General features: G+C 75.2%; 9 protein-coding genes. 7 read left to right on the forward strand and 2 right to left on the reverse strand.

The features are described 5' to 3' along the window. Positions 1 to 4,983, forward strand: a 4,983-nt coding sequence (locus tag ACOV8S_RS06955; protein WP_448316736.1) for an SDR family NAD(P)-dependent oxidoreductase, incomplete at its 5' end; no start/stop codon positions are given. Between the two features lie 74 nt (positions 4,984 to 5,057). Next, positions 5,058 to 8,294 (forward strand): type I polyketide synthase, encoded by a 3,237-nt coding sequence (locus tag ACOV8S_RS06960; protein ID WP_448316737.1) that lies wholly within the window; start codon positions 5,058 to 5,060, stop codon positions 8,292 to 8,294. Positions 8,295 to 8,306: 12 nt separating this feature from the next. On the opposite strand, the gene ACOV8S_RS06965 is transcribed toward ACOV8S_RS06960, so the two are convergent. Further along, positions 8,307 to 9,488: a cytochrome P450 gene (locus ACOV8S_RS06965; protein ID WP_448317382.1), complete on the reverse strand. Its 1,182-nt coding sequence runs from the start codon at positions 9,486 to 9,488 to the stop codon at positions 8,307 to 8,309. Positions 9,489 to 9,804: 316 nt separating this feature from the next. On the opposite strand from ACOV8S_RS06965, the gene ACOV8S_RS06970 reads away from it, so the two are divergent. The 3 genes from ACOV8S_RS06970 to ACOV8S_RS06980 all read left to right on the forward strand — a co-directional run bounded on the left by ACOV8S_RS06970 (position 9,805) and on the right by ACOV8S_RS06980 (position 12,009). After that, positions 9,805 to 10,671, forward strand: coding sequence for a metallophosphoesterase family protein (locus ACOV8S_RS06970; RefSeq protein ID WP_448316739.1), 867 nt, complete (start codon positions 9,805 to 9,807; stop codon positions 10,669 to 10,671). Continuing rightward, on the forward strand, positions 10,661 to 11,341 hold the full coding sequence (locus tag ACOV8S_RS06975) for a 4'-phosphopantetheinyl transferase family protein (RefSeq protein ID WP_448316741.1): 681 nt from the start codon (positions 10,661 to 10,663) through the stop codon (positions 11,339 to 11,341). Before ACOV8S_RS06970 ends, ACOV8S_RS06975 begins: the two co-directional genes overlap by 11 nt. Before the next feature lie 62 nt (positions 11,342 to 11,403). Further along, positions 11,404 to 12,009 carry a class I SAM-dependent methyltransferase gene (locus tag ACOV8S_RS06980; RefSeq protein ID WP_448316743.1) on the forward strand — a complete coding sequence of 202 codons (606 nt, stop codon included), beginning with the start codon at positions 11,404 to 11,406 and terminating at the stop codon, positions 12,007 to 12,009. Positions 12,010 to 12,036: 27 nt separating this feature from the next. On the opposite strand, the gene ACOV8S_RS06985 is transcribed toward ACOV8S_RS06980, so the two are convergent. Then, on the reverse strand, positions 12,037 to 12,606 hold the full coding sequence (locus ACOV8S_RS06985) for a PadR family transcriptional regulator (RefSeq protein ID WP_448316744.1): 570 nt from the start codon (positions 12,604 to 12,606) through the stop codon (positions 12,037 to 12,039). A gap of 107 nt (positions 12,607 to 12,713) precedes the next feature. Between ACOV8S_RS06985 and ACOV8S_RS06990 the strand changes: the two genes are divergently transcribed. Beyond that, on the forward strand, positions 12,714 to 13,130 hold the full coding sequence (locus ACOV8S_RS06990; RefSeq protein WP_448317383.1) for a nuclear transport factor 2 family protein: 417 nt from the start codon (positions 12,714 to 12,716) through the stop codon (positions 13,128 to 13,130). A gap of 92 nt (positions 13,131 to 13,222) precedes the next feature. Continuing rightward, the gene (locus tag ACOV8S_RS06995; protein WP_448316745.1) at positions 13,223 to 13,315 is read left to right on the forward strand and encodes a putative leader peptide; all 93 of its coding nucleotides are present in this window, start codon (positions 13,223 to 13,225) and stop codon (positions 13,313 to 13,315) included. Positions 13,316 to 13,648: the final 333 nt, after the last annotated feature.

Raw genomic sequence — 13,648 nt, forward strand, 5'->3', positions numbered from 1 at the left:
AGCGGGACCAACGCCCACGTCATCCTCGAGCAGGTCGAGCCGGCCGAACCTACGGAGGAGGACGGCGACGGCCACCGCGGCCCCCTGATCCTTCCGCTCTCCGCCCGGACCCCGCAGGCGCTGCGCCAACAAGCCGCGCGGTTCGCCGAGTTCGTCGCCGAGCGTCCTGATCGCCTGCCGGCGACGGCGGGCGCGCTGGCGCACGGACGCGCGGCCCTGGAGGAGCGCGCGGCCGTGGTCGTCGACGGCCCCGACGCGGATGCGGAGGCCGTACAGGCGCTGCGAGCGCTCGCCGACGGAGCGGAACACCCGGCGGTGCGGCTGGGCACTGCTGCCGGTCCGGTGCGGTCGGCGTTCGTGTTCACCGGGCAGGGGAGTCAATACGCGGGGATGGGTCGGGAGCTGTACGCGGCGGAGCCGGTGTTCGCCCAGGCCTTCGACGAGGTGTGTGCGGCGTTGGACGTGCATCTGGATCGGCCGTTGCGGGACGTGGTGTTCGGCGATGCCGAAGGGCTGGACGAGACGCGGTGGACCCAGCCGGCGCTGTTCGCGCTGGAGACCGCGCTGTTCCGGCTGGCTGCGCATTACGGGCTGGAGCCGCGGTGGGTGGCGGGGCATTCGATCGGTGAGGTGACGGCCGCGCACGTGGCGGGGGTGCTGTCTCTGCCGGATGCGGCGTCGCTGGTGGCGGCGCGGGGGCGGTTGATGCAGCGGGCCCCGGCCGGGGGTGCGATGACGGCGGTGGAGGCGACGGAGGAGGAGGTGCTGCCGCTGCTGACGCCGGGGGCTTCCCTGGCGGCGGTGAACGGGCCGCGGTCGGTGGTCGTCTCCGGTGAAGAGACCGAAGTAGTGCGTGTGGCTGCGCACTTCGCGGAGCTGGGACGCCGGACACGACGCCTGACGGTCAGCCATGCGTTCCACTCCGCGCACATGGAACCGGTGCTGGAGGAGTTCCGTGAGGTCGCCGCCGGGCTCACTTTCCACGCCCCCCGCATCCCGCTCGTCTCGACCCTCACGGGGGAGCTCGCGACGGCCGAGGAGCTGGCCTCGCCGGACTACTGGGCCCGCCAGATCCGCGGCACCGTCCGCTACCACCACGCCGTCCGGACCCTCCGCAGCGAAGGCGCCACCCAGTTCGTGGAGGTCGGGCCCGATGCCGTCCTGACCCCGCTCACGGACGAGGCGGTGCCTCTCCTGCGCAAGGGACGGAACGAGGGACGCTCGGTACGCACCGCGCTCGCCGCCCTGCACACCCGGGGCGCGGCCCTCGACTGGGCGGCCCTGCTGCCGGAGCGGGCGTCCGCCGCCGACCTGCCGACCTACGCCTTCCAGCACCGGCGCTACTGGATGGAGGCCGACGACCGGCCGTCCGGGGCCGCCCTCCTGCTCGGTCCGCCGGTCGAACGCGCTGCCGACGGCAGCCTCCAGTTCACCGGCGAGATCGGGACCGCCACGCTGCCCTGGCTGGCCGACCACGCGGTCGACGGAACCGCCCTTGCCCCGGCGAGCCTCTTCGCCGACCTGGCGCTGCGCGCCGGTGAGCAGGCGGGTTTCCCGGTGGTGGACGAGCTGACGCTGGAGGCGCCGCTGGTCCTGCCCGCCGGGGGAACGGTGCCGGTCCAGCTGACCGTGGAGGCGGAGGCGGACGGTCTGCGAGCCTTCGCGGTGCACGGCCGCCCCGACGCCGACGCGCCGTGGGTGCGGTACGCCTCCGGCGCGCTCGCCGCTGACGACGCGTCCGCCGGCCCCGCGCCGGACGACGAGTGGCCCTCGGCCGGAGCCGTGAACACGGACGTCGGCGAGGTGTACGACGGGCTCGCCGCGCTCGGCTACGGCTACGGTCCGCAGTTCCGCAACGTGCGGGCGGCCTGGCACCGTGGTGCGGCACTCCTCGCAGAGGTCGAGCTGCCGGAACACCTGCACGACGAGACGTCCGGCTTCGCCCTGCACCCGGCATTGCTGGACGCGGCGCTGCACCTGCTGCCCGTGCGCCCCGACGGCGGCGGGGCGACGGTGCTGCCGTTCTCCTGGTCGGGCGTGCGGCTGCACGCCACCGGGGCGCGCAGCCTGCGGGTGCGGCTGGAGCCGGTGGGGGCCGAAGCCTTCTCGCTGGAGTGCCGCGACCCGGCGGGCGACCCGGTGCTGTCCGTGGCATCCGTGGTCCTGCGCGCGCTGCCCGCGACGACGCTGACGGCGGCGGCCGATCCGCTGTACGCCGTGGAGTGGACGCCCGCGCCCACCGGGGCCGCGGCGCCCACCGGGTCCGCCGGGCCCGTGCGGGACGCCTCCGCGGAGCGCGTCGCCGTGGCACGCGTCGAGGACGTGACCGACGTCCACGAGGCGGCCGGACGCGCCCTCGCCCTGGTCCAGGAGCGGCTGGCCTCCGGCGCCGCGGAGGAAGGACCGCTCGCCCTGGTGACGACCGGCGCGCTCGCCGCCGTGGCGCAGGACACCGTGCCGGGCCTCGCGTCCGCGGCGGTGTGGGGGCTGGTGCGGGCCGCGCAGAGCGAACACCCGGGCCGGTTCGTGCTGGTCGACACCGACGGCACCGCGGAGTCGGAGCGGGCGCTGGACACCGCTCTGGCCACCGGCGAACCGCAGGTCGCCGTGCGCCGCGGCCAGGTGCTGGTGCCGCGGCTGGCGTCCGCCGGGCCCGAGGAGGGCGTCGCGCTGCCCGCGGACGGCTCCGCCTGGCGGCTGGAGACGCCCGGCGGATCCCCGGACGACCTGCGGGCCGTACCGCACCCCGAGGCCCGAGAGCCCCTCGCCGCGGGACAGGTGCGCGTCGCGGTGCGGGCGGCCGGGCTCAACTTCCGCGACGTCCTGCGCGTTCTGGGCATGGTGCCGGGGGAGGAGCCGCTGGGCACCGAGGCGGCCGGAACCGTGCTCGAGACCGGTCCCGGCGTCGAGGGACTGACCGTCGGCGACCGGGTGTTCGGCCTGGTGCAGGGCGCGGCCGGCCCCGTGGCCGTGGCGGACCGGCGGCTGCTCGCGCGGATCCCCGACGGCTGGTCCTACGCGACCGCGGCAGCGGTGCCCGCCGTCTTCACCACCGCCCACCACGGCCTCGTCGAACTCGCCCGGCTCGCCCCCGGCGGACGGGTGCTGATCCACTCCGCGGCCGGAGGCGTGGGCCTCGCGGCGCTGCAGATCGCCCGGCACCTGGGCGCCGAGGTGTTCGGCACCGCGAGCCCCGCCAAGTGGGGCGCGCTGCGCGCGCTCGGGCTGGACGACGCCCACCTGGCGTCCTCGCGCACGACCGAGTTCGAGGACCGGGTGCGCGCCGCCACCGACGGCCGTGGTGTCGACGTGGTGCTCAACTCCCTGACCGGCGAGTTCGTCGACGCCTCGCTGCGGCTGCTGTCGGACGGCGGACGCTTCGTGGAGATGGGCATCGCCGATCTGCGCGACCAGGCCGCCGTCGACGCCGTCCGGCCGGGCGTCGCCTACCAGCCGTTCGAGCTGCTGGACATGGACCCGGCGGCGGTCGGCGCCTCACTCGCCGCCGTGCTCGCCCTCTTCGAGCGGGGCGAACTGACGCCGCTGCCGGTGACGAGCTGGGACGTCCGCCGGGCGCCCGCCGCCTTCCGGTACTTCTCCCAGGCCCGGCAGGTGGGCAAGGTCGTCCTGACCCTCCCGCCTGCGGCCGGCGCCCCGCAGGACGCGGGGACGGTGCTCGTCACCGGAGGCACCGGCACCCTGGGCGCGGCGCTCGCCCGGCACCTGGTGCGCGAGCACGGGGTGCGCAGCCTGCTGCTGACCGGCCGGCGCGGGCCCGAAGCGCCCGGGGCGGCCGAACTCGCCGCCGAACTCACCGAGGCGGGCGCCCAGGTGCGGATCGAGGCCTGCGATGCAGCCGACCGGGACGCGCTGGCCCGGCTGCTGGCCTCGGTGGATCCCGACCGGCCGCTGACCGGCGTCGTCCACGCCGCGGGCGTCCTCGACGACGGCGTCCTGTCGTCCCTGACCCCCCAGAAGGTCGCCGCGGTGCTGCGGCCCAAGGTCGACGCGGCCTGGAACCTCCACGAACTGACGGGGGAGGCGGACCTGTCGTGGTTCGTCCTCTTCTCGTCGGCCTCCGGCCTCCTCGGCGGGGCGGGTCAGGCCAACTACGCGGCCGCCAACGTGTTCCTGGACGCGCTGGCCGAGCACCGGCGCCGCCGGGGCCTGCCGGCCCAGTCGCTGGCCTGGGGCATGTGGGAGGCGGCGAGCGGGATGACCGGACACCTCGCGGAGGCCGACCGGGCCAGGATCGCCCGCGGCGGGCTCGTCCCGATGACGGTCGAGGACGGCATGGCCCTGTTCGACGCCGCGCTGGAGGACGGCCGTCCGCTGCTCGTCCCCGCGCCGCTGGACGGGGCGGGACTGCGGTCGGGCGCCGTCGCGGGCGGCGTGCCGGCCGTGCTGCGGTCGCTGGTCCGCGCGCCCGCGGTGCGGAGGGCGGCCCAGGCCGCCCCCGCCTCGTCGGCCGGTCTCGCCGAGCGGCTGGCGGCCCTGCGCGGCCCGGAGCGGGAGCGGGCGGTGCTCGCCCTGGTGCGGGAACAGGTCTCGGCGACCCTCGGCCACACGACGGCGGACGGCATCGAGGCCGACCGGGCGTTCAAGGAGATCGGCTTCGACTCCCTCACCTCCGTGGAGCTGCGCAACCGGATCGGCGCGGCCACCGGCCTGCGGCTGCCCACGACGCTGGTCTTCGAGCACCCGACGCCTGCGGCGCTCGCCGGGCACCTGGTCGGCCTGCTCGCGCCGGAGGACCCGGTGGCGGACCTGGACCGGCTGCTCGCCTCCGTCACCGTCCAGGGCCCCGACTTCCCCAGGCTCCGGGAGCGGCTGCGGGCGGCCCTGTGGCTCTGGGACGAGGAGGCCGGGCGGCAGGACGCACCGCCCGCCGGCCCGGCGGGAGCGGCCGCCGACGGCGACCTGTCCGACGCCGACGACGAGGAGCTGTTCCGCGCACTGGACGAGGAGTTCGACGCCAGCTGACGCCGACGGCAGCGCGCGCCCCGGCACCCGCGGGGCGCGCGGCCGCGGACGACCGAGAAGAGAGTGCTACTGCGATGAGCGACACCGCCACCGGCAACGAGGAGAAGCTGCGGGACTACCTGCGGCGGGCGACGGCCGATCTGAGGCAGGCCCGCCGCAGGGTGAGGGAACTGGAGGAGAAGGAGCACGAAACGGTCGCGATCGTCGGCATGGCCTGCCGGTTCCCCGGCGGCGTCCGCTCGCCCGAGGACCTGTGGGACCTGGTGTCGAAGGAGCGGGACGCCGTGTCCGCGCTCCCCGAGGACCGCGGCTGGGACACCGAGGCGCTCTACGACCCCGACCCGGACCGGGCCGGGACCGCCTACACCCGTGAGGGCGGCTTCCTGCACGACGCCGCCGGGTTCGACGCCGCGTTCTTCGGCATGGGACCGCGTGAGGCCGTCGCCACCGACCCCCAGCAGCGGCTGCTGCTGGAAGTGGCCTGGGAGACCTTCGAACGCGCAGGCATCGCGCCGGACTCGCTGCGCGGCAGCCGCACCGGCGTGTACGCGGGCGTGGTCTCCCAGGCATACGTGCCGCCGGCCGGCCGGGTGCCGGCCGGGTACGAGGGACACCTGATGACCGGCAACGCGACCAGCGTCGCGTCCGGGCGGGTCGCCTACCACCTGGGACTGGAGGGGCCCGCGGTCACCCTCGACACGGCGTGCTCGTCGTCGCTGGTGGCGATGCACCTGGCGGCCCAGGCGCTGCGCCGCGGCGAGTGCGACCTGGCGCTGGCGGGCGGCGTCACGGTGATGGCGACACCGCTCCTGCTGGTGGAGTTCAGCCGGCAGCGGGGCCTGTCGCCGGACGCCCGTTGCAAGGCGTTCGCCGCGGCCGCCGACGGCACGGGCTTCGCCGAGGGCGTCGGTACGGTCCTGCTGGAACGGCTGTCCGACGCGCGTCGGCGCGGTCACCGCGTCCTCGCCGTGCTGCGCGGCTCCGCGGTCAACCAGGACGGCGCGAGCAACGGGCTCACCGCACCCAACGGCCCCACCCAGGAACGGGTCGTCGCACAGGCGCTGGCCGACGCCCGGCTGTCGCCGCAGCAGGTCGACCTGGTCGAGGCGCACGGCACGGGCACCCGGCTCGGCGACCCCATCGAGGCGCGGGCGCTCATCGCCGCCTACGGGCAGGGACGGCCGGCGGACCGGCCGCTGTACGTCGGCTCCCTCAAGTCGAACATCGGGCACACCCAGGCCGCGGCGGGCGTCGCCGGCGTGATCAAGGCCGTGCTGTCGATCCAGCACGAGGTCATGCCCCGCAGTCTCCACATCGACGAACCCACCCCGCACGTCGACTGGTCGGCCGGCGCGGTCGAGCCGCTGACCGCGACGATCCCCTGGCCGGACCGGGGCCGCCCGCGCCGGGCCGGGGTGTCGTCCTTCGGCATCAGCGGGACCAACGCCCACGTCATCCTGGAACAGGCCCCGGCGGAGGAACCTGCGGCGCAGGAGACCCCGCCCGGCGACGGCGCGCAACCGCTGCCCGGAGAGCCCGCCGCCGTGCCGTGGGTGCTGTCGGCGAGGACCGGGACCGCCCTGCGGGCGCAGGCGGAGCGGCTGGCGGCGCACCTGGCCCGCACACCGGACGCCGACGCCGCCGACGTGGGACGGACGCTGGCGCTGGGGCGGGCCTCGCTGCGACACCGCGCCGTCGTCCTGCCGGGCACGGCGGGGGAGCGCCTCGCGGCGCTGCGGGCGGTGGCGGAAGGCCGCCACGATCCCAGGGCCGTGTCGGGAACCGCCGCCGAACGGCTGCCCACCGCCTTCCTGTTCACCGGTCAGGGCAGCCAGAGACCCGGCATGGGGCGCGAACTGTACGCGACGCGACCGGTGTTCCGGCAGGCGGTGGACGAGCTGTGCGAGGCCTTCGTCCCGCACCTGGACCGACCGCTGCTGCCGCTGCTCCTGGCAGGCCCGGACGACCCCGCGGCGGCGCTGCTGGAGCGCACCGAGTACGCCCAGCCGGCCCTGTTCACCCTTGAGCTGGCGCTGTTCCGGCTGCTGCGGCGGCTGTTGCCGGAACCCGACTTCCTCGCCGGCCACTCCCTCGGCGGGATCACCGCCGTCGCCGCCTCGGGCGCCCTGTCCCTCGAGGACGCCTGCGCCCTGGTCGCCGCCCGCGGCCGGCTGATGGGCGCGGGCCCGGAGGGCGGAGCGATGGCGGCGTGCGAGGCGTCCGAGGAGGAGGTGCGCGAGGTACTGGCCGGCCACCCCGGGACGGCCGACCTCGCCGCGGTCAACGGCCCGAGGGCGACCGTGGTCTCGGGTGACGCCGAGGCGGTGGAGGAGATCGCACGGACGTTCGCCGGACGCGGCCGCCGCACCCGCCGGCTGGGGGTCGGCCGTGCCTTCCACTCGGCGCACATGGACGCCGCCGTGGAACCGCTGCGCGAGGTGGCGGCCACCCTGCGGGTGGGCGACCCCGCCGTCCCGGTGATCTCCGACCTGACCGGACGGCCGCTCACCGGCGAGGAGTTGCGCGACTCCGGTCACTGGGGGCGACAGGTGCGCTCACCCGTGCGGTTCGCCGAGGCCGTCGCCGCCCTGCACGACGCCGGCGTGAGCGCCTTCGTCGAGGTGGGACCCGACGCGGTGCTCTCGGCGCTCGTCGAGCCCTGCCTGCCGCCCGGAGCCGCACCGCTCGTCGTCCCGGCGATGGTGCGGGACCGGTCCGAGGAGGCCGCCCTCGCCGCGGCGCTGTCCCGGCTGCACGCCGCCGGCGCTCGCGTCGACTGGGAGCACTGGCTGGGCGATGCGCCCCGGCCCGCGGCCGACCTGCCGACGTATCCGTTCGAGCACCGTCGCTACTGGTGGCCGGCGGAGGTGTTCGGCGCCGCCCGCGCGGACGGGCCGGACGGACCGCGCGCGGTGTCCGCCGCGCCCGCGGCGGTGACGGCTCCGGACGGCGCCCCGGGCCCGGCCGCGGAGGGCGTCGCGGCCACCGCCGGGGACGGTGCCGCGGACGGAGCGGCGGTGCGGGACGGGGCAGGGGCGAGCGCGTCGCCGCCGGCCGGCGAACGGCGCCCGGTGTCGATGCTCGACCTCGTCCTCGCCCACACCGCCGACGTGCTCGGCCACGACGCTCCCGAGCGGATCGGGCCGGAGGAGAAGTTCCTCGACATCGGCCTGTCGTCCTTCACGGCACTGGAAGTGCGCAACCGGCTCTGCGAGGTGACGGGACTGCAGCTGCCGCCCGTCCTGCTGTTCGACCACCCGACGCCGGCCGAGGTCGCCCGCTTCCTCGAGGAGACCGCGTCCGCGCCGTGACGTGACGGGGGCTCACCACTCGACGGGCAGCCGTCGCACCCCCTGCACCGATCCGCCGGCCTTCGTGCCCAGCTCCTCCACCGTCGCGGCCAGCCGCAGGGTCGGTATCCGGGTGATCAACTGCCCGAGCGCGATCTCCACCTCCGCGCGGGCCAGGTTCTGGCCGATGCACTGGTGGACGCCGTATCCGAACGCCAGATGCCGGCGGGCGTCGCGGCCGACGTCCAGGACGTCGGGATCGGGGAACACCTCGGCGGAACGGTTGGCCGCGGCGTTCGGCAGGTACACGCCCTCGCCCTCCCGGATCAGCACGCCACCGACCTCGATGTCCGCGGCGGCCACCCGCTGCAGCTCGTCCGCGACCGACAGGAAACGCAGCAACTCCTCGACCGCGCCCGGCAGCAGGCCCGGGTCCTCGCGCAGCCGGGCCAGTTCCGCGGGGTGCTCCAGCAGGGTCAGGATGCTCAGGCCGATCATGTTCGCGGTGGTCTCGTGCCCGGCGACCAGCAGGAACATGGCGATGGCGGAGGCGTCGGCGCGGCTCAGCTCACCGGTGCGCACCCGGTCCTCGGCCAGCTCGTCGAGCAGCCCGCCCTTCCGCGCCCGGCCCTCGCCCCCGCTCAGCTTCTCCTCGGTCAACCGGTCGAAGTAGTCCACCAGGGCGGCGCTCGCGGCGGCCGCCTGGTCGGCGGTGCCGGTCGCCAGGAGCATCCGCCGGGTCTGCTCCTCGAAGAACTCGTGGTCCTCGTAGGGCACTCCGAGCAGCTCGCAGATGACGGTGGACGGCACCGGCAGCGCGAACTCCGGCACGAGGTCCACGGGGCCGCTACCGGACTTCGCCAGGACGGCGTCGATCCGCTCGTCCACGATCCGGCGGATGGAAGGCCGCAGGCCGTTCACCCGGCGCACGGTGAAACTGCCGATCAGCATGCGTCGCTGGACGTCGTGCTCGGGCGGGTCCATGCCCACCAGCGCGGTGAGCCGCGCCGCCGCCATCCGCGGGACGAGGACTGGGAAGTCCGGGCGCGACCGGTCCGAGGAGAGCCTCGGGTCGACCAGCAGGCCGCGCGTCTCGGCGTGACCGGTCACCACCCACACCTCCCGACCGTCGTAGAGACGCACCCGGGACAGCGGCCCCTGCTCCGCGAGCCGGCTGTACCCGGCCGGAGGGTGATAGGGACAGTCCCTCGACATCGGGAACGCCGGCAGGTCGCCGCGCCCCCCGGCCAGTTCGTCGCCGCTCAATTCCGCTCCCCGAGAATACTCCGCGTCCAGCAGGGACGCGCGGTCGAAGGCCCGGATTGTCCCGGCCGTGGGTTAAGCGGCGCTAAAGGCGCTGACACCGGGCGCGGCACGGTCCACCGGCCGCCGCGCCCCTGCGGAACGCCGTCGCGGGGGAGCGACCGCGCCCCTCGCGAGGCCTGCCCACATGCCGTCAGGAGCCCCTTGTCCGCGCCCGTTCACATGTGTTCTCGTGGTGCCCTTCGCCGACGACGGGGGGGCACGGAACGTGGCATCGACGGCCGGAGGAACGGGGCGGCTGCTGGCCGTCAGCGACCTCCACATCGGTTACGAGGAGAACCGCGCCCTGGTCGAGCGGATGCGGCCCGGATCCGACGACGACTGGCTGCTGGTGGCCGGTGACGTCGCCGAGGCCGTGGCCGACGTCCGCTGGGCCCTCGGGACGCTGGCCGGCCGCTTCCGCAAAGTGGTCTGGGCGCCGGGCAACCACGAGCTGTGGACCCATCCCGACGACGCCGTCACCCTGCGCGGCGCCGACCGCTACGCGCACCTGGTCGAGCTGTGCCGGGAGCTCGGCGTCACCACCCCCGAGGACCCCTGGCCGGTCTGGGAGGGCCCGGGCGGACCGGCCGTCGTGGCGCCGTTGTTCCTGCTCTACGACTACAGCTTCCTGCCCACCGGGTGCGCCACCAAGGACGAGGGACTGGCCTACGCGTACCGGACCGGCGTCGTCTGCAACGACGAGTTCCTCCTGCACCCCGATCCGTACCCGAGCCGCGAGGCGTGGTGCCACGCCCGGGTGACCGAGACGGAGCGCCGCCTCGCCGAGATCCCGGACGACCTGCCCACCGTCCTGGTCAACCACTATCCGCTCGACCGGCACCCCACGGACATCCTGCGGTACCCGGAGTTCGCGATGTGGTGCGGCACCCGGCTGACCGCCGACTGGCACCGCCGCTTCCGTGTCGCCGCCATGGTCTACGGCCATCTGCACATCCCGAGGACCACCCACCACGAGGGCGTCCGCTTCGAGGAGGTGTCCGTCGGCTACCCGCGCGAGTGGCGGGCGCGCCCCGGCCCGCCCGGGACCCTGCGCCGCATCCTCCCCGCGGAGGGCGGCACCGGTGATCGTTGACCTGCTCCCCGGCACGGTGGCGGCCGTGGAGACCTTCCGCGACGATCCGGCCGAGGAGATACCGCTGTACCCCGAGGAGGAGGCGGTGGTCGCACGGGCGGTGGCGAAGAGGCGCCGGGAGTTCGCCGCGGTGCGTGGCTGCGCCCGCGTCGCCATGCGGCAGCTCGGCGTCCCGCCCCGCCCCGTTCCGACCGGACCACGGGGCGCCCCCCGGTGGCCGGAGGGCCTGACCGGCAGCATGACCCACTGCGACGGCTACCGCGCGGCCGCCCTCGCCCGGACCTCCGACCTCGCCTCCCTCGGCATCGACGCCGAGCCGCACCGCCCGCTCCCGGACGACGTCCTGGCCTCCGTATCCCTGCCCGCCGAGCGCGAACGGCTGGAACGGCTGGCCGACCGGTGGCCCGACGTCCACTGGGACAGGCTGCTGTTCAGCGCGAAGGAGTCCGTCTACAAGGCGTGGTTCCCCCTGACCGGCGCCTGGCTGGACTTCGAGGAGGCGGACGTCGACATCGCCCCGCCTTCCGGGGCACGGGCGGAGGGCGGCTTCCGCGCCGCACTGCTGGTGCCCGGACCGCTGGTGGGTGGCCACCGGATCGGGCACTTCGAGGGACGGTGGACCGTCCGCGAGGGTCTGGCGGCCACCGCGGTCGTGGTGCCGCACGCCTGACGCCGGGGCCGCTGCCCCGCCCGCTGCGTGGCACTGTCGGACGCGGACCTATAGTGAGCCGCATGAGCCGTTGGAACGACCTGACCGGTGGGACGTCCGGAGAGGACTACGCCGCACGGTTCGCGGCACTGGCGCGCAGCGGGAAGGACATGCACGGCGAGGCGCGGTTCTGCGCCGCGCTGGTGCCGGCCGGGGCCCGGGTGCTGGACGCGGGGTGCGGCACCGGACGCGTCATGATCCGGCTCGCGGAGCTCGGGTACGACTGCGTCGGCGTGGACCTCGACGCCTCGATGCTGGCGGTGGCGCGCCGGCAGGCCCCGGAACTGCCCTGGTTCCAGGCCGACCTGGCCGAGTTCGACCCCGAGGGCCTCGGCATCGCCGCGGACTTCGACCTCGTGGTCGTCGCGGGCAACGTCTTCCAACTGGTCGCCGAGGGCACCGCCGCGACGGTGATCCGGCGTCTGACCGCGGCGCTGCGGCCGGGCGGCCTGCTGGTCTCCGGCTTCGGCCTGGACGAGGCCCACCTGCCGGTATCGCCCACCCTCACCCTGGGCCGGTACGACGGCCACTGCGAGTCCGCGGGCCTCACCCTCGTCGACCACTTCGCCACCTGGGACGCCGACCCGTACGACGGCGGCGGCTACGCGGTCTCCGTCCACCGCCGCTGAGGCCGCAGGCGGCCGGTGACATGGTGCTCACCGTGACGAAGGGCTGCTCCGCCGTTCCCGCAGGACCGTCACGGCGCGCTCGCACCAGTCGCGGTTGCCCTCCTCGAAGGCGAGGCCGCGCAGACAGGTCAGGTACGGGCCGATCCGGTCGCCGTGGCGCAGGAACTCCTCCTCGGTGCGGTCGCCGCGCATGGCGCGCAGCAGCTTCCCGAAGAGGTCGACCTTGGCGCGGGCGAACGCGGCCCGCTCCTCGAGCCGCGTGATCAGTGCGGAGGTGTCGACCCGGTCCGCCGCCTGGACCTGGACGAGCAGGTCGTCGCGGATGAAGGAGGGCTTCGTGGATGCGGCCGTGAACGCCTCGAGTTCCGTCAGCCCGGCCTCCGTCACTTCGAACAGGCGCTTGTTGGGGCGGCTCTCCTGCACCACCTCCCGGCCCCGGACCAGACCGTCCCGCTCCAGTCGGCCCAACTCGGCGTAGAGCTGCTGGGGCTGGGCGTACCAGAAGTTGGCGACGCCCAGGTCGAAGGCCTTGGCCAGCTGGTAGCCGCTGAGCTCCCCGTCGAGCAGTGCCGCCAGCACCGCGTGCCGAAGCGCCATCTCCCCGCCTCCTCGTCTTCTCGCCGCCTCTGCCACCGTGGCAGATCCTATGGTAGTCATGAAACTGACTAGTCACTTTCATGATTATGGAGAGTGGGGCACACACCATGAACACCGCCGATCGTTTCCGCGCCGCCGTGGACAGCCGTGACCTCGCGGCCATCGAGGAGCTCTTCACCGAGGACATCCGCCTGTACAGCCCGGTGAAGTTCACCCCGTTCGAGGGCAGGCCGATGGTCATGGGCCTCTTCGGGGTCCTGCTGCGCACCTTCGAGAACTTCCGCTACGTCGGTGACACGGCCGGCACCGTGCGGACCGCCGACGGGTCCACCGCCGACTCCCAGGTGCTGGTCTTCCGCGCCGAGGTCGGCGGCAAGGAGATCCACGGCATCGACCTGCTGCACTTCGACGACGACGGCCGGATCAAGGAGTTCACCGTCATGGTCCGCCCGCACTCCGCGGTGCAGGCCCTCGGCGAGGCGGTCCTCGCCGGCCTGGTCGCCGACGGCCTCGTCCAGGGGTGAGCTGCACTCACGCCGCGCCGCCGACCGGGCGGCGCGGCCCGCGACGGCCCGCCCTCTCGACCGACGGTGCGCGGCCTGGTTGAATCGGGCGCATGAACCAGCGCAAGGACCTCACGCGGCGACGCCACGTCGACCTCGTGCGTGTCTCCAGCGCCCTGTGTTCCCTTCGCGCCGCCGCCCGCTGACGCGGCTTCCGGCGCATCCGCTCCCGCCACGGCCCCTCGGGCCGTGCCCGCGTGTGTCCGCTCCCGGGTGAGCGCCGCCGACGACCGTCGGTGAACGGCGTCGTCCGCATGCCTTGCTCCCGCCGCCCTCCCCACCCCGGAACGGCGGCCGAGGGTGGTCCTCGACCGTCCGGGCGCCGTCGCGCGGTGGGGACGTGCGCCGTTCGCCGCCCCGGAGCCCGCACGCACCTGGTCCAGGACCGCGCCGCTCGCGGTCCGCCGTCGTCATGCACGCGCCCGACCCCGGTCAAGGAGCTGACCCGTCATGCCCGAATCCCTCGGCGGGCCCACCCC

The organism is Streptomyces sp. CO7, from assembly GCF_053474865.1.